Consider the following 24,880-nt stretch of genomic DNA (forward strand, 5'->3'; position numbering starts at 1 on the left):
CGCCTGCCTGATACCTGATATCAGGCTCCCCGATAACGCCCCGCCTCAGGTTGGGGCGTTTTGTTTTTCTGCGTCCTCCCGGGGCAGGAGCATCTGCGGGCAGTGCGTCTGCAGGCTGCCGAGTAAGACGCTGAACGCCGGCGCCATCTGCTCTTCGGGCTGGCTGGCGAATCCCATCAGTAATCCTTTCTTCCGCGCCGCCGTCAGGTAGTAGCGCGACAGTGGCCGCACCAGAATGTGGCGCGCATTAGCCTCTTTGGCAATCGCCACATCGTCAGCCTCTGCGGGCAAATTGAGGATCAAATGCAGACCGGCATTATCGCTGAAGTCAGACAGGGCGTACGGCATACAGTACCGCTGGATAAGCTCAGTTAAAAAGGCGCGGCGACGGCTGTAGAGCAACCGCATACGGCGGATATGGGCCGAATAGTGGCCGGCGGTAATAAACTCCGCCAGCGCCATCTGGATCAGCGAATGGCCGCCGCGGTAAAGCTCGGCATGGGCGTGCTTCAGATCGCTGACCAGCGGACGGGGGAGCACCACGTAGCCCAGGCGCAGGCCGGGATAGAGCGTTTTGCTGAAGGTGCCGATATAGACCACCGGGGCATCGGGGACCAGACCCTGCAGGGCGGGGATCGGCTGGCCGGAAAAGCGAAACTCACTGTCATAATCATCTTCGACGATCCAGCTCCCCTGCTGACGGGCGAGCGCCAGCAGTCGCTGGCGGCGCTCAAGGCTCATCACCGCGCCCAGCGGGTACTGGTGGGAAGGCGTAACGAAGATGAGCCTCGGCGCGTCGTCAACCGTTTCCGGCGGGCACAGGCCGTTGGCATCGACGGTCAGGGGTTCCACCCGAACGTCGTTCATCGCCAGCACGTGGCGGATCCCCCAATAGGAAGGCTCCTCCACCCACGCCAGATCGCCGTTATCACACAGCATGCGGGTGACCAGATCGATCGCCTGGTGGATCCCCTCGGTGATAAGAATTTGATCTGCCTGACAGTGGACGCCGCGCGACACGCGCAGATAATCCACCAGCGCCTGCTGCAGTTCCGGGGTGCCACCGTTGCAGCTATAGCTGAGCCGCTCCGGCTTGGGCCGACGGCTGATACGGGCCTGGATCTTACTGAACAGCGGGTGGGGAAAGGCGTTAACGTCCGGCACGCCGGGTATAAACGCCCCCCACTGGCGCGGGCTGGCGCTGACCTGGCCGAGCAGATGTTGGCCTCGGCGTGAAAGATGCACCGTCGGTGCCGCGATACTGCTGTTTTCTTGCTGACCTTTAGCCGTCAATGAGCTTTCAGGGGCGGTTTGGGCAACGAATGTTCCACTTCCCCGGCGGGAAACCACATATCCTTCCGCCAGTAATTGTTCATAAGTTGTTAATATGGTGTTTCTTGATACGCCGAGTTCACCCGCCAGATCGCGCGACGGCGGCAGGCGGCTTTGCGGCGCCAGCGAACCATCGAGGATCGCGCGGCGCAGCGCGTTATATAAGCGTTTGTGCAGAAGAGGATCCCGCTCTTCCTGCAGACGGACCAGCACCAGGTCACCCACCAGCGAACGCAATTGGATCCCTCAGATATTCTAAATTGGTACTCGATTATAGGGCCAACTCCTGTGTAAATAAACGACATCGTTTCTAATTTGTTGCGATAACGTGACATACACGACAGGAGATTCGCAGGTGAAAAGCTCAGAACTGAATCAACGTCGCCAGCAGGCGACGCCGCGCGGCGTAGGCGTAATGTGTAACTACTTTGTCGAGAAGGCGGAAAACGCCACGCTGTGGGATATCGAAGGCAATGAGGTGATCGATTTCGCCGCCGGGATCGCCGTGTTAAATACCGGTCACCGTCATCCGAAAGTGGTCGCCGCGGTCGCCGATCAGCTGCAGGCGTTCACCCACACCGCCTATCAGATTGTGCCGTACGAAAGTTATGTTTCGCTGGCGGAGCGTATCAACGATCTGGCGCCAATTGACGGGCCGGCAAAAACGGCTTTCTTCACCACCGGCGCGGAAGCGGTTGAGAACGCAGTGAAAATTGCCCGCGCTTACACCGGCCGCCCGGGGCTGATTACTTTCGGCGGCGGCTTCCACGGCCGTACCTTTATGACCATGGCCCTCACCGGTAAGGTCGCGCCCTACAAAATCGGCTTCGGGCCCTTCCCGGGCTCGGTGTATCACGGTGTCTATCCGAATGCGGCGCACGGCGTGACCACCGCGGATGCGCTGAAAAGCTTGGAGCGCATTTTCAAAGCGGATATTGCGCCGGACCAGGTAGCGGCCATCATCCTCGAGCCGATCCAGGGGGAAGGCGGCTTTAACGTCGCGCCGGCCGATTTTATGCAGGCGCTGCGCGATCTGTGCGATACCCACGGTATTCTGCTGATCGCTGATGAAGTGCAGACCGGTTTCGCCCGCACCGGCAAGCTGTTCGCTATGCAGCACTATGAGGTGAAACCGGATCTGATGACGATGGCGAAAAGCCTCGCCGGCGGTTTCCCGCTGTCGGGCGTTGTCGGTCGCGCCGAGGTGATGGATGCGCCAGCCCCAGGCGGGCTGGGCGGAACCTATGCCGGTAACCCGCTGGCGGTGGCCGCGGCGCACGCGGTGCTGGATGTCATTGCCGAAGAACAGCTGTGCCAGCGCGCTGAGCAGTTGGGTAGCCATCTGCAGGAAGTGCTCAACCAGGCGCGCGCTACCTGCCCGGCGATCGTTGATGTCCGTGGCCGGGGGTCGATGGTGGCGGTGGAGTTTAACGATCCGCAAACTGGCGAGCCGTCGCCGGAGTTCACCCGCCAGGTGCAACAGAAAGCGCAGGAAAACGGCCTGCTGCTGCTGAGCTGTGGCGTCTACGGCAACGTGATCCGCTTCCTGTATCCGTTGACTATCCCCGACGCCCAGTTCTCGAAAGCGCTGGATATTCTGGCGCGCATCCTGAAGAGCTAACGTCTCCCCGGCGGGCTGCGGCGGCACGGAAGCCGAACAGAAACAGGACGCCGCAGCCAGCTGTTCATGCTCAGCGTGAGTGGTTTATCACCCTGATATCACCTTTTTTCCGGCGGTAAAAACCGCCGGAGTAAAACGGAAAGTATTATGTCTGAAAACTCCACCTTTTCTCCCGTCCTCACCGGCCGGGAACGTACGGCTGTCCCTACAAAATCTCTGAGCTTCATCGAAGGGGTATCGATGATTGTCGGTACCAATATCGGTGCGGGTGTCCTCTCTATCGCCTATGCGTCGAGCAAAGCGGGCTTCTTACCGCTGCTGTTCTGGCTGGTGCTGGTGGGCAGCCTGACGACGGTGACTATGCTCTATGTCGCGGAATCCACGCTCCGCACCCGTAAACATCTGCAGCTCAGTGGTTTATCGAAGCGCTACGTCGGCGGTTTTGGCGCGCTGATGATGTTCCTCTCCGTTTGCGTTAACAGCGTCGGCGCATTGACGGCTTATATGACCGGCAGCGGCAAGCTGTTGCACTCGTTGTTTGGCATCTCGCCGGCGCTGGGCAGCGTGCTGTTTTTCGTCCCGGCGGCAGGGGTGCTCTACCTGGGCCTGAAGGCGATCGGCCGCGGCGAGAAATTTATCAGCATCGGCATGGTGGTGATGATCTCGGTGCTGGTGATTGCCACGCTGTTGAAAGAGACCACCCGCGTGGGCTATCTGCTCGACGGCAACTGGCTGTATATGGTTCCGGTCTTCAACGTCGTGGCATTCTGCTTCTCGGCACAGTATATCGTGCCGGAGATGGCGCGGGGCTTCGCCGACAAACCGGAAAAATTGCCCAGGGCCATTATGGTCGGTATGGCTTTGACCTTTGCCCTGCTGGCGCTGGTGCCGCTATCGGTTATCTCGCTTAATGGCCTGGACAATATCTCGGATGTGGCCACCATCTCCTGGGGGCGGGCGCTTGGCGAATGGGCGTTCTTCTCGGCCAACCTGTTTGCGCTGTGCGCCATGCTGACCTCTTACTGGGGGCTGGGCGGCAGCTTTCTGACCAATATCTTCGATCAGTTCCGCCTGGGGAATGACGAACAGCCCGCCCGGCGCCTGATGGTGCTGTTGGTGGTGGCGATCCCGCCGTTCGTGCTGGCCTATAGCGGCATGGTTTCTTTCGTCAACGCGCTCTATTTTGCCGGAGTGTTCAGCGGCGTCATTTTATCAATTATGCCGATCCTGATGCTGAAGGGCGCCCGCCAGCGTGGCGACCTGACCCCAGGCTGGACCTGTCCGGCCTGGATGACCCATCCGCTTATCCAATGCTTCATTGTGTTGTTGTATCTTTGCAGCGCCGTCTACGCGATAGCGTCCGCGGTAGGCTACCTGCCCGCTGGCTGGTAATCAGGGCCTGTTTTGCACCGCGTCCGGTTCATGCTGGCGCGGTTTTTTTATTTGTCACTTATCTGTTACATAGCCCGCAATTTAGTCGTTTCAAATTCCTCAGAATGACGGTATGTTTAGCATAGTGTGCTGCAAAAGCGCGAGCAGCCCCCGGTGGATTAGCTATCATATGCTTTTCCTATCGATATAAACAAAATAATGCGCTAACAAACAACATCACAACAAATGCAAAAACCATAATAATGGGGAGCCTCAGGATGAATATGAAGGGTAAAGCGTTACTGGCAGGATGTATTGCCTTAGTTATGAGCAGCGCGGCGCTGGCGGAAGACATCAAAATCGCGGTCGTCGGGGCGATGTCCGGCCCGGTGGCTCAGTACGGCGACCAGGAGTTTACCGGTGCCGAGCAGGCGGTAGCGGATATCAACGCTAAGGGCGGCATCAAGGGCAATAAGCTGCAGATCGTCAAATATGATGACGCTTGCGACCCGAAACAGGCGGTAGCGGTCGCCAACAAAGTGGTCAACGACGGCATCAAGTACGTTATTGGCCATCTGTGCTCCTCTTCCACTCAGCCGGCGTCTGACATCTATGAAGACGAAGGCATTCTGATGATCACGCCGGCAGCGACTGCCCCGGAGCTGACCGCGCGCGGCTATAAGCTGATCCTGCGCACCACCGGCCTGGACTCCGATCAGGGACCCACCGCAGCGAAATACATTCTCGACAAAGTGAAGCCGCAGCGTATCGCTGTGGTACATGATAAACAGCAGTACGGTGAAGGTTTGGCCCGTGCGGTGCAGGATGGCCTGAAAAAAGGCGGGGCGAACGTGGTCTTCTTCGACGGCATCACCGCCGGTGAGAAAGATTTCTCCACCCTGGTGGCGCGCCTGAAGAAAGAGAATATCGATTTCGTTTACTACGGTGGCTACCACCCGGAAATGGGCCAGATCCTGCGTCAGGCCCGTGCTGCCGGTCTGAAAACCCAGTTTATGGGCCCGGAAGGCGTAGCGAACGTCTCCCTGTCTAACATCGCCGGCGAGTCGGCGGAAGGCCTGCTGGTGACCAAGCCGAAGAACTACGACCAGGTGCCGGCGAACAAACCGATCGTGGATGCGATCAAGGCGAAGAAACAGGATCCGAGCGGCGCCTTCGTGTGGACCACCTACGCGGCGCTGCAGTCGCTGCAGGCGGGCCTGAATCAGTCTGACGATCCGGCGGAAATCGCTAAATACCTGAAAGGCGCGACGGTAGACACCGTGATGGGCCCGCTGTCGTGGGATCAGAAAGGCGACCTGAAAGGCTTCGAGTTCGGGGTCTTTACCTGGCATGCTAACGGTACGGCGACCGACGCCAAATAATTTAACCGGCGCCTTTCACGCTGCAAATGCGTTGTCTGCGTCCCTCAACCCCGGTCACTTACTGATGTAAGCTCCCGGGGATTTCGGGTCTTGACGCCTTTTTGCAACGCGAAATGCTGGGTTAAATGGGGGGCGCCTTTCACGCTGCAAATGCGTTGTCTGCGGCCCTCAACCCCGGTCACTTACTGAGTAAGCTCCCGGGGATTTCGGGTCTTGACGCCTTTTTGCAACGCGAAATGCTGGGTTAAATGGGGGGGGGGCCTTTCACGCCGCAGATGCGTTGTCTGACCCCGGTTGCGCTGCGCTTACCGGGGCTACAATTTCCAGGTAGCCCGGCTAAGCGAAGCGCCGCCGGGTTCTTCCTTGGTCATGCTCCGCATATTGGGGCTACGGCTTAATGCTTTTCCCAACCGGTCTGCTGGGCGCTAAAGCCGAGCGCCTGCATAAATGCGGCCATCACGCCGCGGTCCTCCACCCCTTGGTCGGCGACGCGCCAGCTATTGATGGCCGGGTTATCACGCAACGTCTCTTCCACTAAGTATTGCCCGACGCCGCGGCGGCGGGTCACTTCACGCACGCACAGATCGCTGAGCTCGGCTTCGACGCCGCGCAGGGTGACGCGCACGGCGCCCAGCAGGCGTTCGTTAAAGCGGGCGGCGTAGAGACGATGATTCTCGTCCAGGGTTAGGGTCGACAGATCCTGAGACGGCCAGATTTTCCCCAGGTCGATGCGATCCTGATCGCTGAAGTGCTGTAAACGGATAATGGTCAGTTTCATGGGCGGCAAATCCAGTGCAAAACAGAGGCGCCAGTGTACCCAAAATTGCTGTCTGGCGGAGCGCTGTTTTTTGCGCATACATCAGGGGATTCGTTTTCCTGACGTTGTCAGGGTAGCGCAATCCGTCATGGATCGAAAAATAAGCAGAATTTTAACCTAATGCGCAGCGTTTTATTCCGCCTTATGTATCGTTATTTTATGCTGCAGGATGGACTTTTTTTTGTTTATCTTCACCAAAATACAGAATATTATCTTTGCTTAATCGACTGAAAAATAGAGATTTTAATCTGTTTTTTAGTGAAAAGCTGCGCTAAACCATTAAACTCAATGGTAAAAATGGCGTTGTTTAATAAAAGCACAGAATGCTTTTTAACCATAAAAATACAAAACATTTACACCACATCACGAACGGGGTTCTGCAGCATGAAAAGGAACGCGAAAACCATCGTCGCGGGCATTGTCGCATTAGCGATGTCGCACGCGGCGATGGCCAAGGATATTAAGGTCGCCGTGGTCGGCGCGATGTCGGGTCCGGTGGCCCAGTGGGGCGACATGGAGTTCAATGGCGCGCGTCAGGCGATTAAAGACATCAACGCCAGCGGCGGTATTAAGGGTGACAAGCTGGTGGCCGTCGAATATGACGACGCCTGCGATCCGAAGCAAGCGGTCGCGGTGGCCAACAAAATCGTCAACGACGGCATTCAGTACGTTATCGGCCACCTCTGCTCCTCTTCCACCCAGCCGGCTTCCGACATCTATGAGGATGAAGGCATCCTGATGATCTCCCCCGGGGCAACCAACCCGGAGCTGACCCAACGCGGATACCAGTACATCATGCGTACCGCCGGCCTCGACTCCTCGCAGGGGCCGACCGCGGCGAAATATATCGTCGAGAAAGTGAAACCGCAGCGTATCGCCATCATTCATGACAAGCAGCAGTACGGCGAAGGGCTGGCGCGTTCGGTGCAGGACAACCTGAAGAAAGCCGGGGCCAATATCGTCTTCTTCGACGGCATCACCGCGGGGGAAAAAGATTTCTCCGCCCTGCTGGCGCGCCTGAAGAAAGAGAACATCGACTTCGTCTACTACGGTGGCTACTACCCGGAAATGGGCCAGATGCTGCGCCAGGCGCGCTCCGTCGGGCTGAAAACCGTGTTTATGGGGCCGGAAGGGGTCGGCAACGCCTCGCTGTCCAATATCGCGGGCGCCGCGGCGGAAGGCATGCTGGTGACGATGCCAAAACGCTACGATCAGGACCCTGCCAATAGCGCCATCGTCAACGCGCTGAAAGCGGAGAAGAAAGATCCGAGCGGGCCGTACGTCTGGATCACCTATGCCGCCGTTCAGTCGCTGGCGCAGGCGATGGACAGAACCGGCAGCCAGCAGCCGCTGGATTTAATCAAAGATTTGAAAGCGCACGGGGCGAAAACCGTGATTGGGCCGCTGACCTGGGATGAAAAAGGCGATCTGAAGGGATTTGAGTTTGGTGTCTTCCAGTGGCACGCCGACGGCTCTTCGAGCGCGGCGAAATAAGCGCTGAAGACGAGTTATCCCTCCGCCCGCGAACCGCGGGCGGTTTGAAAAAGGTTACCTTATGTCCGAGCAGTTTCTCTATTTTCTGCAGCAGATGTTTAACGGCGTCACGCTGGGCAGTACCTATGCGCTGATCGCCATCGGCTACACGATGGTGTATGGCATTATTGGCATGATCAACTTCGCCCACGGCGAGGTCTACATGATTGGCAGCTATGTCTCCTTCATGATCATCGCCGCGCTGATGATGATGGGCATCGACACCAGCTGGCTGCTGGTCGCCGCCGGATTCGTGGGCGCCATTGTGATAGCCAGCGCCTACGGCTGGAGTATCGAGCGCGTTGCCTATCGGCCGGTGCGTAACTCTAAGCGTCTGATTGCGCTGATCTCCGCTATCGGGATGTCTATCTTCCTGCAGAACTACGTCAGCCTGACCCAGGGGTCGCGCGACGTGGCGCTGCCAAGCCTGTTTAACGGCCAGTGGATCGTCGGCCACAGCGACAGCTTCTCCGCGACGATCACCACCATGCAACTGGTGATCTGGGTGGTGACCTTTATCGCCATGCTGGCCCTGACGCTGTTCATTCGCTACTCGCGGATGGGGCGCGCCTGCCGCGCCTGTGCCGAAGACCTGAAAATGGCCAGCCTGCTCGGGATTAACACCGACCGCGTCATCGCCCTGACTTTTGTCATCGGCGCAGCGATGGCGGCGGTGGCGGGTGTGCTGCTCGGCCAGTTCTACGGCGTGATTAACCCCTATATCGGCTTTATGGCCGGGATGAAGGCCTTCACCGCCGCCGTGCTCGGCGGTATCGGCAGTATTCCTGGCGCAATGATCGGCGGCTTGATCCTGGGTATTGCCGAGGCGCTCTCTTCTGCCTATCTCAGCACCGAATATAAGGACGTCGTTTCCTTCGCGCTGCTGATTCTGGTGCTGTTAGTGATGCCGACCGGCATTCTGGGCCGCCCGGAGGTGGAAAAAGTATGAAACCGATGCAAATTGCAATGGCGCTGCTGTCTGCCGTGATGTTCTTCATTCTGGCGGGCGTTTTTATGGGCGTGCAGCTGGAGCTGGACGGCACCAAGCTGGTGGTCGATACCGCCGCCGATATTCGCTGGCAGTGGATCTTTATCGGCACCGCGGTGGTCTTTTTCTTCCAGCTGCTGCGGCCGCTGTTCCAGAAAGCGGTTAAGAACGTCTCCGGGCCGAAGTTTATTATGCCGGCGATTGACGGCTCAACGGTGAAGCAGAAGCTGTTCCTGATTGCTCTGCTGGTGATCGCCGTGGCATGGCCGTTTATGGTGTCGCGTGGTACGGTGGATATCGCCACCCTGACGATGATCTATATCATCCTCGGCCTTGGGCTGAACGTGGTGGTCGGCCTTTCCGGCCTGCTGGTGCTGGGCTACGGCGGGTTCTACGCCATCGGCGCGTATACCTTCGCGCTGCTGAACCACTATTACGGTCTCGGCTTCTGGACCTGTCTGCCGCTGGCTGGCCTGGTCTCCGCGGCGGCCGGCTTCCTGCTGGGCTTCCCGGTGCTGCGTCTGCGCGGCGACTATCTGGCGATTGTGACCTTAGGCTTCGGTGAAATTGTGCGTATTCTGCTGCTCAACAATACCGAGATCACCGGCGGGCCGAACGGCATCAGCCAGATCCCGAAACCGACTTTCTTTGGCCTCGAATTTAGCCGTACCGCCCGCGAAGGCGGCTGGGATACCTTCAGCAACTTCTTCGGCGTCAAATACGATCCCTCCGACCGGGTGATTTTCCTCTACCTGGTGGCGCTGCTGCTGGTCGTGCTCAGCCTGTTCGTCATCAACCGCCTGCTGCGAATGCCGCTGGGGCGGGCGTGGGAAGCGCTGCGTGAAGATGAGATCGCCTGTCGTTCGCTGGGCCTGAGCCCGACGCGCATCAAGCTGACCGCCTTTACCATCAGCGCCGCGTTTGCTGGCTTCGCCGGGACGCTGTTCGCTGCGCGCCAGGGCTTTGTCAGCCCGGAGTCCTTCACCTTCGCTGAGTCGGCCTTCGTACTGGCGATCGTGGTGCTGGGCGGGATGGGCTCGCAGTTCGCGGTGATCCTGGCGGCTATTCTGCTGGTGGTCTCGCGCGAGCTGATGCGTGACTTCAACGAATACAGCATGTTAATGCTCGGCGGCCTGATGGTGCTGATGATGATCTGGCGTCCGCAGGGGCTTCTGCCAATGACGCGCGTGCAGTTGAAGCTGAAAAACGGTCAGGCGAAAGGAGAGCAGGCATGAGTCAGCCATTATTATCCGTCAGCGGCCTGATGATGCGTTTCGGCGGCCTGCTGGCCGTCAACAATGTGTCGCTGGAGCTCAGAGAGCGCGAGATTGTCTCGCTGATCGGCCCCAACGGCGCCGGGAAGACCACCGTCTTTAACTGCCTGACCGGTTTCTACAAGCCCACTGGCGGCACCATTATGCTGCGCGACCAGCACCTGGAAGGGCTGCCGGGCCAGCAGATTGCGCGGATGGGGGTGGTGCGAACCTTCCAGCACGTGCGTCTGTTCCGCGAAATGACGGTGATTGAAAACCTGCTGGTGGCGCAACATCAGCAGCTGAAAACCGGGCTCTTCTCCGGCCTGCTGAAAACGCCGGCCTTCCGTCGGGCGCAGAGCGAAGCGCTGGACCGGGCCGCCACCTGGCTGGAGCGTATCGGCTTGCTGGAGCACGCCAACCGTCAGGCCAGCAACCTGGCTTACGGCGACCAACGCCGGCTGGAGATTGCCCGCTGCATGGTGACCCAGCCGGAAATTCTTATGCTCGATGAACCGGCGGCGGGGCTGAACCCGAAAGAGACCAAAGAGCTGGACGAGCTTATCGCCGAGCTGCGTAACCATCACAACACCACCATCCTGCTTATCGAACACGATATGAAGCTGGTGATGGGCATTTCCGATCGCATCTACGTCGTGAACCAGGGGACGCCGCTGGCCAACGGGACGCCGGAAGAGATTCGTAATAACCCGGACGTGATCCGCGCATACCTTGGTGAGGCATAAGATGGAAAACGCGATGTTAACTTTTGACAACGTCAGCGCCCACTACGGCAAGATTCAGGCGCTGCACAACGTCAGCCTGCATATCAAACAGGGTGAAATCGTCACGCTGATCGGCGCCAACGGCGCGGGGAAAACCACCCTGCTCGGCACGCTGTGCGGCGATCCGCGCGCTTCCAGCGGGCGCATTGTCTTTGACGGTAAGGATATTACCGACTGGCAGACGGCGAAAATCATGCGTGAAGCGGTGGCGATCGTCCCGGAAGGGCGGCGCGTCTTTTCGCGTATGACGGTGGAAGAGAACCTGGCGATGGGCGGTTTCTTTGCCGACCGCGATCAGTTCCAGACCCGCATCAAATGGGTGTATGAGCTGTTCCCGCGTCTGCATGAACGCCGTATTCAGCGCGCCGGCACTATGTCCGGCGGCGAGCAGCAGATGCTGGCGATCGGTCGCGCTCTGATGAGCCAGCCGCGCCTGCTGCTGCTTGATGAGCCCTCATTAGGGCTGGCGCCGATTATCATTCAGCAGATTTTCGACACCATCGAGCAGCTGCGCGAGCAGGGGATGACGATCTTCCTGGTTGAGCAGAACGCCAACCAGGCGCTGAAGCTGGCCGATCGCGGCTACGTACTGGAAAACGGTCACGTGGTGCTGGAGGATACCGGCGACGCGCTGCTGGCCAACGAGGCGGTGCGCAGCGCCTATCTCGGCGGTTAATTCATCGCAACCCGGCGTCGTTCACTTCGCCGGTTTGTAGCCCGGGCGAGGCGCTTGCGCCGACCCCGGGAGCCGATCGCACAAATACCTTTAAAAGAGCCTGATAGCTCTTTTTTTGTACATGTATGTTGTACAATAAAAGAGTACAGCTTTGGAGGTATTTATGAGAACGGTTAACTATAGCGAAGCCCGACAAAATCTGGCCGATGTGCTGGAAAGCGCAGTGACAGGTATACCTGTGACCATTACCCGTCGTGGGCATAAATCTGCGGTCATCATTAGTGCAGAAGAATTTGAACGCTACCAGGCGGCCAGAATGGATGATGAGTTCGCGGCTATTATGGCGGTTCATGGTGATGAGATCAGGGAGCTTGCGGATAAATGACGCTGCAGATTATCTCAGCGGAAGAGATAATACAGTTTCACGACAGGCTGCTCCGCGTCACGCCTGGCGTTGCCGGTATGCCCGATCCGGGGCGTGCCGAAGCGATAATGTATAGGGTGCTAAACAAAATTGAATATGAAGGTATGACAGACGTGTGGCGACTCGCTGCGATGCATCTGCTGGCGATTTCTCGCGGTCATATATTTAATGATGGTAATAAGCGTACGGCACTGTTTATCACCCTGCTTTTTTTAAAGCGAAATGGAATTATATTGCCGGCGAACCCGGACTTCGTCGGCATGACCGTCGAGGCGGCAGCGGGGCAACTTACCCTGGAACAGATTGTCGCGCGTTTGCGCGGATGACGGTTAAATCGTTGCAACCCGGCGGCGCTTCGCTTGGCCGGGCTACCCAAGCCGTTGTAGCCCGGGCGAGGCGCTTGCGCCGACCCCGGGAGCCGATCGCGCAACTATTATCCGTGTCTCAGCTCCCACTTTACTTCCCCCGTCCTTTCATCGGCTTGTCATCTCTTTGACCCGTTACTATCTTTTTTTTGTAATAAAAAAGTTATTTTTCTGTAATTCGAACATGTCATGTTACCCCGCGAGCATAAAACGCGTGAAATCGCGCATCCGGCACAACAAGAGAGATAACCGATGATATCGTTACGACATACAGCTTTAGGACTGGCGCTGAGCCTGGCTTTTGCCGGTCAGGCCCTGGCGGTTACCACCATCCCATTCTGGCACTCAATGGAAGGCGAGCTGGGTAAAGAAGTGGATTCTCTGGCGCAACGCTTTAACGCGGCCAATCCTGATTACAAAATCGTTCCGGTATACAAAGGCAACTATGAACAGAGCCTGAGTGCTGGTATCGCCGCTTTCCGTACCGGCAACGCCCCGGCGATCCTGCAGGTGTATGAAGTCGGCACCGCCACCATGATGGCGTCAAAAGCCATTAAGCCGGTGTACCAGGTGTTTAGCGAGGCGGGCATCAAGTTTGATGAATCGCAGTTCGTGCCGACGGTATCCGGGTATTACACCGATTCGAAAACCGGCCATCTGCTCTCCCAGCCATTTAACAGCTCTACGCCGGTGCTGTACTACAACAAAGACGCCTTCAAAAAAGCCGGCTTAGATCCGGAGCAGCCGCCGAAGACCTGGCAGGATCTGGCGGCTTACACCGCCAAACTGAAAGCGGCCGGAATGAAGTGCGGCTACGCCAGCGGTTGGCAGGGCTGGATCCAGATTGAAAACTTCAGCGCCTGGCACGGCCTGCCGGTGGCCACGAAAAATAACGGTTTTGACGGCACCGACGCGGTACTGGAGTTCAACAAGCCGGAGCAGGTGAAGCATATCGCGCTGCTCGAAGAGATGAACAAGAAGGGTGATTTCAGCTATTTCGGGCGTAAGGATGAATCCACCGAGAAGTTCTATAACGGCGACTGCGCGATCACTACCGCGTCATCCGGCTCGCTGGCCGATATTCGTCAGTACGCCAAATTCAACTACGGCGTCGGCATGATGCCATACGATGCCGACGTGAAAGGCGCGCCGCAGAACGCCATCATCGGCGGGGCCAGCCTGTGGGTGATGCAGGGTAAAGACAAAGAGACTTACACCGGCGTGGCGAAGTTCCTCGACTTCCTGACCAAACCGGAAATCGCCGCCGAATGGCACCAGAAAACCGGCTATCTGCCGATCACCACTGCGGCCTACGATCTGACGCGCCAGCAGGGCTTCTATGATAAGAACCCGGGCGCCGATATCGCCACCCGCCAGATGCTTAACAAGCCGCCGTTGCCGTTCACCAAAGGCCTGCGTCTGGGCAACATGCCGCAAATCCGCACCATCGTCGATGAAGAGCTGGAGAGCGTGTGGACCGGCAAGAAAACCCCGCAACAGGCGCTGGATTCCGCTGTTCAGCGTGGGAATCAACTGCTGCGTCGCTTCGAGCAAGCGACCAAATCGTAATCTGTAACTTGCCCGGTGGCGCTGCGCTTACCGGGCCTACGATGTGCCCTATGTAGGCCGGGTAAGGCGTAGCCGCCTCCCGGCATTGTTCAGGAACCCAATCTCAATGTCATCATCCCGTCCGGTATTCCGCTCGCGCTGGCTGCCCTATGTGCTGGTCGCGCCGCAGCTGATTATCACGCTGATTTTCTTTATCTGGCCCGCGGGCGAAGCGCTGTGGTACTCGCTGCAGAGCGTCGATCCGTTTGGTCTCTCCAGCCAGTTTGTCGGCCTGGATAACTTCGTTGCGCTGTTCCACGACCCGTACTATCTGGACTCGTTCTGGACCACTATAAAATTCAGCACCCTGGTGACTGTCAGCGGCCTGCTCGTTTCGCTGTCTTTTGCCGCGCTGGTCGACTATGTGGTGCGCGGCAGCCGCTTTTATCAAACGCTGATGCTGCTGCCGTACGCCGTGGCTCCCGCCGTCGCGGCGGTGCTGTGGATCTTCCTTTTTAACCCCGGGCGCGGGCTGATCACCCATTTCCTCGGCGAGCTGGGCTACGACTGGAACCACGCGCAAAACAGCGGCCAGGCGATGTTCCTGGTGGTCTTCGCCTCGGTATGGAAGCAGATAAGCTACAACTTCCTGTTCTTCTTCGCCGCGCTGCAGTCGATCCCGCGTTCGCTGGTTGAGGCCGCCGCCATTGACGGCGCCGGGCCCATTCGTCGCTTCTTTAAGCTGGCGCTGCCATTGATTGCGCCGGTGAGCTTCTTCCTGCTGGTGGTCAACCTGGTTTACGCCTTCTTCGACACCTTCCCGGTGATCGATGCCGCCACCGCCGGCGGCCCGGTGCAGGCCACCACCACCCTAATCTACAAAATATATCGCGAAGGTTTTGCCGGACTCGATCTTTCCGCTTCCGCCGCGCAGTCGGTGGTGCTGATGTTCCTCGTTATTATCCTGACGGTGGTGCAGTTCCGTTACGTTGAAAGTAAGGTGCGTTACCAATGATTGAGAACCGTCGCGGGCTGACGATTTTCAGCCACACCATGCTCATTCTGGGTATTGCCGTCATTTTATTCCCGCTGTACGTCGCCTTCGTGGCGGCGACGCTGGATAACCAATCGGTGTTTGAAACGCCGATGACCCTGATCCCCGGCGGCCATCTGCTGGAGAACATGAAGACCATCTGGGTGAACGGCGTCGGCGTCAACAGCGCGCCGTTCTGGCTGATGATGCTCAACAGTTTCATCATGGCATTCGCCATTACGGTCGGCAAAATCGTGGTGTCGATGCTTTCGGCGTTCGCCATCGTCTGGTTCCGCTTTCCGCTGCGTAACCTGTTCTTCTGGATGATCTTTATCACCCTGATGCTGCCCGTTGAGGTGCGGATTTTCCCGACGGTGGAGGTCATCGCTAACCTCAACATGCTCGACAGCTACGCCGGGTTAACGCTGCCGTTGATGGCTTCGGCCACCGCCACCTTCCTGTTCCGCCAGTTCTTTATGACCCTGCCGGACGAACTGATTGAAGCGGCTCGTATTGATGGCGCTTCGCCGATGCGTTTTTTCCGCGACATCGTGCTGCCGCTGTCGAAAACCAATCTTGCGGCGCTGTTCGTCATCACCTTTATCTACGGCTGGAACCAATATCTGTGGCCGCTGCTGATTATTCAGGATGTGAATCTTGGCACCGCCGTCGCCGGTATCAAAGGCATGATCGCCACCGGCGAAGGTACTACCCAGTGGAATCAGGTGATGGCGGCGATGCTGCTGACCCTGATCCCGCCGGTTGTCATCGTTTTAGCCATGCAGCGCGCCTTTGTGCGTGGCCTGGTCGATAGTGAGAAATAAAATGGCTGGTTTAAAACTACAGGCAGTAAGCAAAAGCTGGGATGGCAAAACCCAGGTGATTCAACCGCTGACGCTGGACGTGGCGGACGGGGAATTTATCGTCATGGTCGGCCCGTCGGGCTGCGGGAAATCAACGCTGCTGCGGATGGTTGCCGGACTGGAGCGGGTGACCAGCGGCGATATCTGGATCGATCGCAAACGGGTGACTGAGATGGAACCGAAAGATCGCGGCATCGCGATGGTGTTCCAGAACTATGCGCTTTATCCGCATATGAGCGTGGAAGAGAACATGGCGTGGGGGCTGAAGATCCGCGGCATGGGTAAGGGATTGATTGCCGAGCGGGTGCAGGAGGCGGCGCGTATTCTGGAGCTGGATGGTCTGCTCAAGCGTCGCCCGCGGGAGCTCTCCGGCGGTCAGCGCCAGCGCGTGGCGATGGGCCGCGCTATCGTGCGTGACCCGGCGGTATTCCTGTTCGACGAACCGTTGTCAAATCTCGACGCCAAGCTGCGCGTGCAGATGCGTCTGGAACTGCAGCAGCTGCATCGCCGCCTGAAAACGACTTCGCTGTATGTCACCCACGATCAGGTCGAAGCGATGACCCTGGCCCAGCGGGTGATGGTGATGAATAAAGGCGTTGCCGAGCAGATCGGCACGCCGGTGGAAGTGTATGAGAAGCCCGCCAGCCGCTTTGTGGCAAGCTTTATCGGCAGCCCGGCCATGAACCTGCTGGAAGGGCGGGTGAGCGATGACGGCGGCCGCTTCGAGCTGGCCGGTGGCATGGCGTTGCCGATGAATCACGAGCATCGGCGCTACGCCGGGCGTAAAATGACGCTCGGTATCCGCCCGGAGCACTTTATTTTAAGCTCGCAGGCGCAAGGCGGCATCCCGCTGCTGATGGATACCCTGGAAATTTTAGGTGCCGATAACCTCGCCCACGGGCGCTGGGGCGAGCAGAAGCTGGTGGTCAGACTGCCGCATCAGCAGCGCCCGGCGGGCGGCAGTACGCTATGGCTGCATCTGCCCCTGGAACATCTGCATCTCTTTGATGGTGAAACAGGACAACGCGCATGAGTAACTGGCCTTATCCCCGCATCGTCGCCCATCGCGGCGGCGGTAAACTGGCGCCGGAGAACACCCTGGCGGCTATCGACGTTGGCGCCCGCTACGGGCACACGATGATTGAATTTGACGTCAAGCTGTCGAAGGACGGGCAGATCTTTCTGCTGCACGACGATAATCTCGAACGCACCAGCAACGGCTGGGGCGTGGCGGGCGAGCTGGCGTGGGACGATCTGCTGAAGGTCGATGCCGGCAGCTGGTTCAGCCGTGAATTTAAGGGCGAGCCGCTGCCGTTGCTCTCTCAGGTGGCGGAGCGCTGCCGCCGTCACGGTATGATGGCGAATATCGAAATTAAGCCGACCACCGGGCTGGGGCCGCAGACCGGCAACGTGGTGGCCCTGGCTGCGCGCGATCTGTGGCAAGGCATGGCCGCGCCGCTGCTCTCCTCTTTTGAAATCGATGCTCTGGAGGCGGCGCAGGAAGCCGCGCCCGAGCTGCCGCGCGGGCTGCTGCTGGATGAGTGGCGCGATGACTGGCGCGAATTGACCACCCGGCTGGGCTGCGTGTCGATTCACCTCAATCACAAGCTGTTGGATGCGGCGCGGGTGGCGAGCCTGAAACAGGCCGGCCTGCATATTCTGGTGTACACGGTCAATAAACCCCAGCGCGCCGCCGAGCTGCTGCGCTGGGGTGTAGATTGCATCTGCACCGATGCCATTGACGTCATCGGGCCGAATTTCCACCCTTAAGACGGATTTGCGGCGGCTGACTTACGGGTTGGTCTGCCGCAGCATTCCACCGTTGTTGTTCGGTAGCACCTGCTGCGGCGGATTGAGATTACCGCCCTGGGCCGCGCGCTGCTGATTCGTCTGCAACTGGTTTTGCAAATGCTGCTGCTGCGAGCGGGTCTGATTGTTCAGATCCTGCTTCAGCATGCTCTGCTGCTGCTGTTGCTGCACCTTCATCTCATTTTGCATGCGCTGCTGGCTGGGCACCACGTAACCCGGCTGGTTAGGGTTGTTATTAATATTGATCGGCTGGGCTAATACGCCAAGCGGCATCAGCGCCGCCAGAAACAGAATCGCTTTCATGGTTTTCTCCTCCCGTGCGTGGGATCACTTAAGTGTACCTCGAATCCGCCATAACAATGATTTTTTAGGAGTTATCAACCAGGCTTAAGCGGGGAATGAAACCTACCTTTCAGGAGTAAGACAATGATAAAAACAACAATATGGCGCCAGGTGGTCATCGCTGCGTTGCTGGCGGGCGGTAGTTTCACCGTCGCCGCCAATCCGCCACCGCCGCCGCCGGTCTCTTATGGCGTAGAGGAAGATGTGTTCCACCCGGTACGCGCCCGGCAGGGGATGGTGGCGTCGGTGGACGCGCTGGCGACCCGAGTCGGCGTGGATATTCTGCGCCAGGGCGGCAACGCTGTCGATGCGGCGGTGGCGGTTGGCTACGCGCTGGCGGTCACGCATCCGCAGGCCGGGAATATCGGCGGCGGCGGTTTTATGATGCTGCGGACTAAAGACGGCAAGACCACGGCGATCGATTTCCGCGAAATGGCGCCGGAACAGGCCACCCGCGACATGTTCCTTGACGACCAGGGCAACCCGGACAGTAAAAAATCACTGACTTCGCATCTGGCCTCCGGCACGCCAGGCAGCGTCGCCGGTTTCTCTCTCGCCCTGGAAAAATACGGCACCATGCCGCTGAACAAAGTGATCCGCCCGGCGATTAAGCTGGCAGAAGAGGGCTTTATCGTTAACGATGCGCTGGCGGACGATCTGAAGACCTATGGCAGCGAAGTGATCCCGCAGCATGAAAACAGTAAAGCGATCTTCTGGAAGAACGGCGAGCCGCTGAAAAAGGGCGACCGGCTGGTGCAAAAGAATCTCGGTAAGAGCCTGGAGCTGATTGCCGAGCACGGCCCGGAGGCCTTCTATAAAGGGGCCATCGCCGACCAGATCGCTGACGAGATGAAAAAGCACGGCGGGCTAATCACCAAAGCCGATCTTGCCAGCTATAAGGCCGTGGAGCGTACGCCGGTTAGCGGCGAATATCGCGGGTATGAGGTTTATTCCATGCCGCCGCCGTCTTCCGGCGGGATCCACATCGTGCAGATCCTCAATATCCTCGAAAACTTCGATATGCAGAAATATGGCTTTGGCAGTGCCGATGCTATGCAGGTGATGGCGGAGGCGGAGAAACACGCCTATGCCGACCGTTCTGAATATCTCGGCGACCCTGACTTCGTCAAAGTGCCGTGGCAGGCGCTGACCAGCAAAGCTTACGCCAAAGCAATTGCCGCCGAGATTGATGTCAACAAGGCCAAACCTTCCAGTCAGATCCGCCCGGGCAAGCTGGCACCGTATGAAAGTAACCAGACCACCCACTTCTCGGTGGTCGATAAAGAGGGTAATGCGGTGGCGGTGACCTATACGCTGAATACCACCTTCGGTACCGGCATTGTGGCCGGCGATTCCGGTATTTTACTCAATAACCAGATGGATGATTTCTCGGCGAAGCCCGGCGTGCCTAACGTCTATGGTCTGGTGGGCGGCGACGCCAATGCGGTGGAGCCGAAAAAACGCCCGCTGTCGTCGATGTCGCCGACCATTGTGGTGAAAGACGGCAAAACCTGGCTGGTGACAGGCAGCCCGGGCGGCAGTCGGATCATCACCACCGTACTGCAGATGGTGGTCAATACCATCGATTTCGGGATGAACGTCGCGGAAGCCACCAATGCGCCGCGTTTCCACCATCAATGGCTGCCGGATGAGCTGCGGGTGGAGAAAGGCTTTAGCCCGGATACCCTGAAGCTGCTCGAGACGAAGGGGCAGAAAGTGGCGCTGAAAGAGGCAATGGGCAGTACCCAAAGCATCATGGTAGGGCCGGACGGCATGCTGTATGGCGCCTCCGATCCGCGTTCGCCGGATGATTTAACGGCGGGGTATTGATGTGTTGCCCGGTGGCGCTGCGCTTACCGGGCCTACAACTGTGCGAACGTAGATACTGTTATCGGTTTTCAACTTTTTGGTCCGGGAAAAATATGTGCTTTGTGTTAATTAAGAGCACATTGCGCTCCCGATATTTCTTCTGCGTTATGACTCTCATGACGCAGGGAGCGCACAGAGGGCGGCCAGTCGCCGCCACCCGGCAACACGCTACTTCATTCTGGCCATATAATACGCATCCACATACTCACCGTTGCGCAGCGCGTAACGCCTGCCGGTGCCTTCGATCTCAAAGCCGTACTTCTTATACACCGCAATTGCCGGGGCGTTATCGGCGAACACCGTCAGCTCAATACGCTCGACCCGCAGCCAGTTGTCGCACATATCAATCATGGTACGCATCAGCGCGCTGGCGACGCCGCGGTTGTGCCAGCGCGAATCCACGCTGACACCAAAATCGGCGACGTGGCTACGGCGGGGACGTTGGACGACGGCAATGCTTAAATGGCCGACGACTTGCTCATCGATACAGGCCACCAGCTGCTTCACGCCGGGCGTATCGGTTAGCCGCTCCCGCCACATATGTTCGGATGGATGAGGGACCTGTAGCGTGTTGTGATACACCTCCGGCTGGGCGTGAATTTGACGAATCGCGTCAATATCTTTCGGTTCAGCATGGCGTATCACGATGTCACTCATTCCTTGTTCCTCATTCAGGTGAAAAGTCCCTTTAAACATCACTGACTACGGCGTTCGAGTCAACACGCATTATTTGCAAAAAAAAGTAGACAAGTGCGAATGAGAATGATTATTATTGTCCTGCATTCAGGGAGACCCTTGCGGAAAGCCTGAAAGCACGACATTGCTCACATTGCTTCCAGTATTACTTTAGCCAGCCGGGTGCTGGCTTTTTTTTTGCCGCTATTTCAGGCGCTCTGCGGCCTGGCGGGCTCCGCGTCGGCTTTGGATGGCGTGTCTGCTACCAGACCGAGAATATGACTTTTGTTCTCCGCTGCGGCCAGCATTTCAGCGCGACCGCTAAAAACCCCGCCTTTCTTGATCGCCAGCGCGCGATAGGCGAGGGTACCATCCAGATGGCCGTGCTCCTCGATGGTGATGCTATCGCCATGACACTGGCCCTGCACCTTGCCGTCAATAATCAGCTCCCGGCAGCTGATGTTGCCCTCCACCTGGCCTTCACGCATTACCTTAATCAGATGCTCTTTGGCCTCAATGTTGCCGGTCAACTGGCCGTGAATATAGACATGGCCGCTGGCGACGATATTGCCGACGAAATGTACCCCGCTGGCGATGATCGTGGTCTCGTGTTTTTTGCTGGCGACCGCTTCGGGTTCTGGGTTTATTGCCGGAAGTGTGGCTGCTTCTGACGCTTGAGGTTCCGTTTTATTTTTCTTAATAAACATCGCGTTAATCTTATTCCGTTGGCTATGGAGGAGGAAAGCGACAAGCGCGCAGGCGGCCGCCAGGCGCGCCAGCGCGATGGCATCGACAGACCAGGCGATCAGTCCAAGAAGCCAGAAAAAAAGGGTGCCGTTTATGGCGAAATACTGTTTGTCCATTAGCAGCGGCTGGCTACTCCGTTAGTCATCAGCAACGTCCTGGTTTGCCCTCCACTTATCCGTAGTTTCGCCGTTAGGATCAAGTTTTTTAGCTGGAAAATGGCGAATTAATCACTGGTTAATCAATTAGTTATTAATATTTTCGTATAAGTGATGCTTGAGCTATTTTGCTGGCGAATCTTCCAGGAAAGCGGACAGAGAGGATGAAGTGATGGCCCGGCTTGCGCTATGGTTGAAGGTAGCTCATCAACTAAGGACAGCGTTATGACTCTGCACTGTGCATTTATTGGCTTTGGTAAAAGCACCACCCGCTATCACCTTCCTTACGTTTTGCAACGCAAAGACCGCTGGCAGGTGGCGCACATTTACCGCCGCCGGGCAAAGCCCGAGGAGCAGGTGCCGCAATATTCCCATATCCATTTCACCAGCGATCTTGATGACGTGTTAAACGACCCACAGGTCAAACTGGTGGTGGTCTGCACCCACGCCGACAGCCATTTCGAATATGCGAAAAAGGCGCTGGAGGCGGGGAAAAACGTGCTGGTGGAAAAGCCGTTCACCCCGACGCTTGAGGAAGCAAAAACCCTGTTTGCCCTGGCAAACAGCAAAGGTCTCACGGTGACGCCCTACCAGAATCGTCGCTTCGACTCCTGCTTCCTGACCACCAAAAAGGTGATTGAGAGCGGGAAACTCGGCGAACTGGTGGAGATCGAAAGCCATTTCGATAACTACCGCCCGGTGGCGGAGACCAACCCCGGTGGCCCGCAAAACGGCGAGTTCTATGGTCTCGGCGTGCATACCCTGGATCAGATCATTTCGCTGTTCGGCCGTCCGGACCATGTCTCTTACGATCTGCGCTCGCTGCGCAATAAAGCCAACCCGGATGACACCTTTGAGGCCCAACTGTTCTACGGCGATCTGAAGGCCATCGTCAAAACCAGCCACCTGGTGCAGATCGACTACCCGAAATTCATCGTTCACGGCCATAAAGGTTCGTTTGTGAAATACGGCATTGACCAGCAGGAGACCAGCCTGAAGGCCAATATCATGCCGGGCGAGCCGGGTTTTGGCGCGGACGACAGCGTCGGCGAGCTGGTGTACGTCAACGAGGCGGGGGAGACGGTGCGTGAAGCGGTGCCGCTGGAGACCGGCGACTACGGTCGGGTGTACGACGCGCTGTATGAAACTCTCGTCAACGGCCAGCCGAATTACGTCAAGGAATCTGACGTTCTCACCAATATGGAGATCCTGGAGCGCGGCTTTGAACAGCCTTCTCCGGCCACCATCACCCTGGCAAAATAAGCAAAACGGGCTCCTCGACGCTTGTTCATATTTTTTGAACAGAGGAGTCAATTTTCACCCTCTATGATCGACGGCGAAATGGGTCCACACTGACTCCATCGAAAACATACGGGGGTGCAACATGATCTACTTACGCAAAGCGAACGAACGTGGCCACGCTAACCATGGTTGGCTGGATTCCTGGCATACTTTCTCTTTCGCCAACTATTATGACCCGAATTTTATGGGCTTCTCTGCCCTGCGGGTGATTAACGACGACGTCATCGACGCTGGTCAGGGCTTCGGTACCCATCCACACAAAGACATGGAAATCCTGACTTATGTGCTGGAAGGGGCGGTGGAGCACCAGGACAGCATGGGCAACAAAGAGCAGGTGCCGGCAGGCGAGTTCCAGATCATGAGTGCGGGTACCGGGGTGCGCCACTCTGAGTACAACCCGAGCAAAACCGATCGTCTGCGTCTGTATCAGATCTGGATTATTCCGGAAGAAACCGGCATTACCCCGCGCTACGAGCAGCGCCGCTTCGACGCCGCCCAGGGCAAACAGCTGGTGTTGTCGCCAGATGCGCGAGATGGCTCGCTGAAGGTGTACCAGGATATGGAACTCTATCGCTGGGCGCTGCTGAAAGATGAGCAGTCGGTTCACCAGATTGCCGCGGAACGCCGCGTGTGGATCCAGGTGGTCAAAGGCGAAGTGACCATCAACGGTACCAAAGCCACCACCAGCGACGGTTTGGCCATCTGGGACGAGCAGGCTATTTCGGTTCATGCCGACAGCGATAGCGAGATCCTGCTGTTCGATCTGCCGCCGGTTTGATAGTTATCTGAGCCAGGTTAAATAAATTGCGCAACCTTCTCCAACATCGGCGAAGGTTGCGCTTTGTCCGTGATAAACTGAGAAAATGTTTCCCCGTTGATCACAGTCAGGACGATGAAAAAGAAAAGACCCGTACTTCAGGATGTAGCCGATCTTGTCGGCGTGACCAAAATGACGGTCAGTCGCTATTTACGCAACCCGGAGCAGGTCTCCGAAGCGCTGCGTAGCAAGATTGCCGTTGCCCTCGATGAACTGGGTTATATTCCCAATCGCGCCCCTGACATTCTCTCCAACGCGACCAGCCGCGCCATCGGCGTGCTGCTACCGTCGTTAACTAACCAGGTCTTCTCGGAAGTGCTGCGCGGTATCGAAAGCGTCACCGACGCCTTCGGCTATCAAACCATGCTGGCGCACTACGGCTATAAGCCGGAAATGGAAGAGAAACGCCTGGAATCGATGCTCTCCTGGAACATTGACGGCCTGATCCTCACCGAACGCACTCATACGCCTCGCACCCTGAAGATGATTGAAGTCGCCGGCATTCCGGTGGTGGAGCTGATGGACAGCCGGTCGCCGTGCCTCGATATCGCTGTCGGGTTTGATAACTTTGAAGCCGCCCGGCAGATGACCGCAGCGATTATCGCCCGCGGCCACCGCCACGTCGCCTATCTGGGGGCGCGTCTCGATGAACGAACTATCATCAAACAGAAGGGGTACGAGCAGGCGATGCTCGACGCCGGGATGACGCCCTATAGCGTGATGGTGGAGCAGTCTTCGTCCTACTCGTCGGGTATTGAGCTGATGCGTCAGGCGCGCCGCGAATATCCGCAGCTTGACGGTATCTTCTGTACCAACGATGACCTTGCGGTCGGCGCGGCGTTTGAATGCCAGCGCCTGGGGCTGAAGATCCCCGATGATATGGCGATCGCCGGGTTCCACGGCCATGATATCGGCCAGGTGATGGAGCCGCGGCTGGCCAGCGTCCTGACCCCGCGCGAGCGGATGGGACGCATCGGCGCCGAACGGCTGCTGGCGCGCATTCGTGGTGAAGCGATTACCCCTAAGATGTTAGATTTAGGTTTCACATTGTCACCGGGCGGATCAATTTAAACTGACAAGTTTGAAGTAGATCACACATATTCACATCTGGCACGAATGGATATTGCTTCTCCACAGGTCCGGCATGACAATGTTACCGATAACAGTTACCCG

The 24,880-nt window shown here is 57.7% G+C and carries 24 protein-coding genes; 19 read left to right on the top strand and 5 right to left on the bottom strand.

Annotated elements, in window-relative coordinates:
• Positions 1-45: 45 nt before the first annotated feature.
• Complete coding sequence (gene pdxR, locus AC3EMD_RS01520) at positions 46-1,569, bottom strand: MocR-like pyridoxine biosynthesis transcription factor PdxR (RefSeq protein WP_302073903.1); 1,524 nt, start codon at positions 1,567-1,569, stop codon at positions 46-48.
• Between the two features lie 118 nt (positions 1,570-1,687).
• On the opposite strand from pdxR, the gene AC3EMD_RS01525 reads away from it, so the two are divergent.
• The 3 genes from AC3EMD_RS01525 (at position 1,688) to livJ (ending at position 5,706) form a co-directional block, all read left to right on the top strand.
• A complete protein-coding gene (locus AC3EMD_RS01525) occupies positions 1,688-2,953 on the top strand; it encodes a 4-aminobutyrate--2-oxoglutarate transaminase (protein WP_012967115.1) in 1,266 nt (421 codons plus the stop codon).
• Positions 2,954-3,100: 147 nt separating this feature from the next.
• Complete coding sequence (locus AC3EMD_RS01530) at positions 3,101-4,345, top strand: aromatic amino acid transport family protein (protein ID WP_008806968.1); 1,245 nt, start codon at positions 3,101-3,103, stop codon at positions 4,343-4,345.
• 257 nt (positions 4,346-4,602) lie between these two features.
• Positions 4,603-5,706, top strand: coding sequence for a branched chain amino acid ABC transporter substrate-binding protein LivJ (gene livJ / locus AC3EMD_RS01535; protein ID WP_002920812.1), 1,104 nt, complete (start codon positions 4,603-4,605; stop codon positions 5,704-5,706).
• A gap of 394 nt (positions 5,707-6,100) precedes the next feature.
• Here livJ and panM read toward each other — a convergent pair whose 3' ends face one another.
• Positions 6,101-6,484, bottom strand: coding sequence for an aspartate 1-decarboxylase autocleavage activator PanM (gene panM / locus AC3EMD_RS01540; RefSeq protein ID WP_012540387.1), 384 nt, complete (start codon positions 6,482-6,484; stop codon positions 6,101-6,103).
• Between the two features lie 423 nt (positions 6,485-6,907).
• On the opposite strand from panM, the gene livK reads away from it, so the two are divergent.
• The 12 genes from livK to ugpQ all read left to right on the top strand — a co-directional run bounded on the left by livK (position 6,908) and on the right by ugpQ (position 17,761).
• Positions 6,908-8,017: a high-affinity branched-chain amino acid ABC transporter substrate-binding protein LivK gene (gene livK / locus AC3EMD_RS01545; protein WP_002920808.1), complete on the top strand. Its 1,110-nt coding sequence runs from the start codon at positions 6,908-6,910 to the stop codon at positions 8,015-8,017.
• Positions 8,018-8,078: 61 nt separating this feature from the next.
• The gene (gene livH / locus AC3EMD_RS01550) at positions 8,079-9,005 is read left to right on the top strand and encodes a high-affinity branched-chain amino acid ABC transporter permease LivH (protein ID WP_012540389.1); all 927 of its coding nucleotides are present in this window, start codon (positions 8,079-8,081) and stop codon (positions 9,003-9,005) included.
• Positions 9,002-10,279: a branched chain amino acid ABC transporter permease LivM gene (livM, locus tag AC3EMD_RS01555; protein WP_008806971.1), complete on the top strand. Its 1,278-nt coding sequence runs from the start codon at positions 9,002-9,004 to the stop codon at positions 10,277-10,279. The genes livH and livM overlap by 4 nt, the downstream gene beginning before the upstream one ends.
• Positions 10,276-11,043, top strand: coding sequence for a high-affinity branched-chain amino acid ABC transporter ATP-binding protein LivG (gene livG / locus AC3EMD_RS01560; protein ID WP_008806972.1), 768 nt, complete (start codon positions 10,276-10,278; stop codon positions 11,041-11,043). The genes livM and livG overlap by 4 nt, the downstream gene beginning before the upstream one ends.
• A gap of 1 nt (position 11,044) precedes the next feature.
• Positions 11,045-11,758: a high-affinity branched-chain amino acid ABC transporter ATP-binding protein LivF gene (livF, locus tag AC3EMD_RS01565; protein WP_004145133.1), complete on the top strand. Its 714-nt coding sequence runs from the start codon at positions 11,045-11,047 to the stop codon at positions 11,756-11,758.
• A 163-nt stretch (positions 11,759-11,921) separates the two neighbouring features.
• On the top strand, positions 11,922-12,143 hold the full coding sequence (locus tag AC3EMD_RS01570; RefSeq protein ID WP_032731361.1) for a type II toxin-antitoxin system Phd/YefM family antitoxin: 222 nt from the start codon (positions 11,922-11,924) through the stop codon (positions 12,141-12,143).
• A complete protein-coding gene (locus AC3EMD_RS01575; RefSeq protein ID WP_012967118.1) occupies positions 12,140-12,508 on the top strand; it encodes a type II toxin-antitoxin system death-on-curing family toxin in 369 nt (122 codons plus the stop codon). Before AC3EMD_RS01570 ends, AC3EMD_RS01575 begins: the two co-directional genes overlap by 4 nt.
• Positions 12,509-12,799: 291 nt before the next feature.
• A complete protein-coding gene (gene ugpB, locus AC3EMD_RS01580; protein WP_008806974.1) occupies positions 12,800-14,116 on the top strand; it encodes a sn-glycerol-3-phosphate ABC transporter substrate-binding protein UgpB in 1,317 nt (438 codons plus the stop codon).
• Between the two features lie 106 nt (positions 14,117-14,222).
• The gene (gene ugpA, locus AC3EMD_RS01585; RefSeq protein WP_302073904.1) at positions 14,223-15,110 is read left to right on the top strand and encodes a sn-glycerol-3-phosphate ABC transporter permease UgpA; all 888 of its coding nucleotides are present in this window, start codon (positions 14,223-14,225) and stop codon (positions 15,108-15,110) included.
• Complete coding sequence (gene ugpE, locus AC3EMD_RS01590) at positions 15,107-15,952, top strand: sn-glycerol-3-phosphate ABC transporter permease UgpE (protein ID WP_008806976.1); 846 nt, start codon at positions 15,107-15,109, stop codon at positions 15,950-15,952. Before ugpA ends, ugpE begins: the two co-directional genes overlap by 4 nt.
• Before the next feature lies 1 nt (position 15,953).
• A complete protein-coding gene (locus tag AC3EMD_RS01595; RefSeq protein WP_008806977.1) occupies positions 15,954-17,024 on the top strand; it encodes a sn-glycerol-3-phosphate import ATP-binding protein UgpC in 1,071 nt (356 codons plus the stop codon).
• Complete coding sequence (gene ugpQ / locus AC3EMD_RS01600) at positions 17,021-17,761, top strand: glycerophosphodiester phosphodiesterase (RefSeq protein ID WP_022066273.1); 741 nt, start codon at positions 17,021-17,023, stop codon at positions 17,759-17,761. The genes AC3EMD_RS01595 and ugpQ overlap by 4 nt, the downstream gene beginning before the upstream one ends.
• Before the next feature lie 21 nt (positions 17,762-17,782).
• Here ugpQ and AC3EMD_RS01605 read toward each other — a convergent pair whose 3' ends face one another.
• Entirely contained in the window at positions 17,783-18,103 is a 321-nt protein-coding gene (locus tag AC3EMD_RS01605; protein WP_008806979.1) for a DUF2756 family protein, read from the bottom strand.
• A 123-nt stretch (positions 18,104-18,226) separates the two neighbouring features.
• On the opposite strand from AC3EMD_RS01605, the gene ggt reads away from it, so the two are divergent.
• Positions 18,227-19,972, top strand: a complete 1,746-nt coding sequence (gene ggt, locus AC3EMD_RS01610) for a gamma-glutamyltransferase (protein WP_008806980.1) — start codon at positions 18,227-18,229, stop codon at positions 19,970-19,972.
• A 207-nt stretch (positions 19,973-20,179) separates the two neighbouring features.
• Here the strand turns inward: ggt and yhhY are convergent, their stop codons facing one another.
• Together yhhY and AC3EMD_RS01620 are read right to left on the bottom strand one after the other, a co-directional pair.
• Positions 20,180-20,668: an N-acetyltransferase gene (gene yhhY, locus AC3EMD_RS01615; protein WP_004181470.1), complete on the bottom strand. Its 489-nt coding sequence runs from the start codon at positions 20,666-20,668 to the stop codon at positions 20,180-20,182.
• 227 nt (positions 20,669-20,895) lie between these two features.
• A complete protein-coding gene (locus AC3EMD_RS01620) occupies positions 20,896-21,549 on the bottom strand; it encodes a bactofilin family protein (protein ID WP_008806981.1) in 654 nt (217 codons plus the stop codon).
• A 264-nt stretch (positions 21,550-21,813) separates the two neighbouring features.
• On the opposite strand from AC3EMD_RS01620, the gene AC3EMD_RS01625 reads away from it, so the two are divergent.
• The 3 genes from AC3EMD_RS01625 (at position 21,814) to gntR (ending at position 24,778) form a co-directional block, all read left to right on the top strand.
• Positions 21,814-22,851 (top strand): oxidoreductase, encoded by a 1,038-nt coding sequence (locus tag AC3EMD_RS01625; RefSeq protein ID WP_302073905.1) that lies wholly within the window; start codon positions 21,814-21,816, stop codon positions 22,849-22,851.
• A 121-nt stretch (positions 22,852-22,972) separates the two neighbouring features.
• On the top strand, positions 22,973-23,668 hold the full coding sequence (locus tag AC3EMD_RS01630) for a pirin family protein (protein ID WP_002920779.1): 696 nt from the start codon (positions 22,973-22,975) through the stop codon (positions 23,666-23,668).
• 114 nt (positions 23,669-23,782) lie between these two features.
• A complete protein-coding gene (gene gntR, locus AC3EMD_RS01635) occupies positions 23,783-24,778 on the top strand; it encodes a gluconate operon transcriptional repressor GntR (protein WP_131002875.1) in 996 nt (331 codons plus the stop codon).
• Positions 24,779-24,880: the final 102 nt, after the last annotated feature.

Source organism: Klebsiella sp. PK18 (assembly GCF_057784655.1).

What these genes read in the sequence shown, in the direction of transcription:
- AC3EMD_RS01595 (WP_008806977.1), top strand. Translation starts at nt 15,954, where the DNA reads ATGGCTGGTTTAAAACTACAGGCAGTAAGCAAAAGCTGGGATGGCAAA.
- AC3EMD_RS01605 (WP_008806979.1), bottom strand. Translation starts at nt 18,103, where the DNA reads ATGAAAGCGATTCTGTTTCTGGCGGCGCTGATGCCGCTTGGCGTATTA.
- livM (WP_008806971.1), top strand. Translation starts at nt 9,002, where the DNA reads ATGAAACCGATGCAAATTGCAATGGCGCTGCTGTCTGCCGTGATGTTC.
- ugpQ (WP_022066273.1), top strand. Translation starts at nt 17,021, where the DNA reads ATGAGTAACTGGCCTTATCCCCGCATCGTCGCCCATCGCGGCGGCGGT.
- AC3EMD_RS01625 (WP_302073905.1), top strand. Translation starts at nt 21,814, where the DNA reads ATGACTCTGCACTGTGCATTTATTGGCTTTGGTAAAAGCACCACCCGC.
- livJ (WP_002920812.1), top strand. Translation starts at nt 4,603, where the DNA reads ATGAATATGAAGGGTAAAGCGTTACTGGCAGGATGTATTGCCTTAGTT.
- AC3EMD_RS01620 (WP_008806981.1), bottom strand. Translation starts at nt 21,549, where the DNA reads ATGGACAAACAGTATTTCGCCATAAACGGCACCCTTTTTTTCTGGCTT.
- ugpB (WP_008806974.1), top strand. Translation starts at nt 12,800, where the DNA reads ATGATATCGTTACGACATACAGCTTTAGGACTGGCGCTGAGCCTGGCT.
- AC3EMD_RS01630 (WP_002920779.1), top strand. Translation starts at nt 22,973, where the DNA reads ATGATCTACTTACGCAAAGCGAACGAACGTGGCCACGCTAACCATGGT.
- AC3EMD_RS01575 (WP_012967118.1), top strand. Translation starts at nt 12,140, where the DNA reads ATGACGCTGCAGATTATCTCAGCGGAAGAGATAATACAGTTTCACGAC.
- livF (WP_004145133.1), top strand. Translation starts at nt 11,045, where the DNA reads ATGGAAAACGCGATGTTAACTTTTGACAACGTCAGCGCCCACTACGGC.
- livH (WP_012540389.1), top strand. Translation starts at nt 8,079, where the DNA reads ATGTCCGAGCAGTTTCTCTATTTTCTGCAGCAGATGTTTAACGGCGTC.
- livK (WP_002920808.1), top strand. Translation starts at nt 6,908, where the DNA reads ATGAAAAGGAACGCGAAAACCATCGTCGCGGGCATTGTCGCATTAGCG.
- yhhY (WP_004181470.1), bottom strand. Translation starts at nt 20,668, where the DNA reads ATGAGTGACATCGTGATACGCCATGCTGAACCGAAAGATATTGACGCG.
- ugpE (WP_008806976.1), top strand. Translation starts at nt 15,107, where the DNA reads ATGATTGAGAACCGTCGCGGGCTGACGATTTTCAGCCACACCATGCTC.
- ugpA (WP_302073904.1), top strand. Translation starts at nt 14,223, where the DNA reads ATGTCATCATCCCGTCCGGTATTCCGCTCGCGCTGGCTGCCCTATGTG.
- panM (WP_012540387.1), bottom strand. Translation starts at nt 6,484, where the DNA reads ATGAAACTGACCATTATCCGTTTACAGCACTTCAGCGATCAGGATCGC.
- AC3EMD_RS01570 (WP_032731361.1), top strand. Translation starts at nt 11,922, where the DNA reads ATGAGAACGGTTAACTATAGCGAAGCCCGACAAAATCTGGCCGATGTG.
- AC3EMD_RS01530 (WP_008806968.1), top strand. Translation starts at nt 3,101, where the DNA reads ATGTCTGAAAACTCCACCTTTTCTCCCGTCCTCACCGGCCGGGAACGT.
- gntR (WP_131002875.1), top strand. Translation starts at nt 23,783, where the DNA reads ATGAAAAAGAAAAGACCCGTACTTCAGGATGTAGCCGATCTTGTCGGC.
- ggt (WP_008806980.1), top strand. Translation starts at nt 18,227, where the DNA reads ATGATAAAAACAACAATATGGCGCCAGGTGGTCATCGCTGCGTTGCTG.
- livG (WP_008806972.1), top strand. Translation starts at nt 10,276, where the DNA reads ATGAGTCAGCCATTATTATCCGTCAGCGGCCTGATGATGCGTTTCGGC.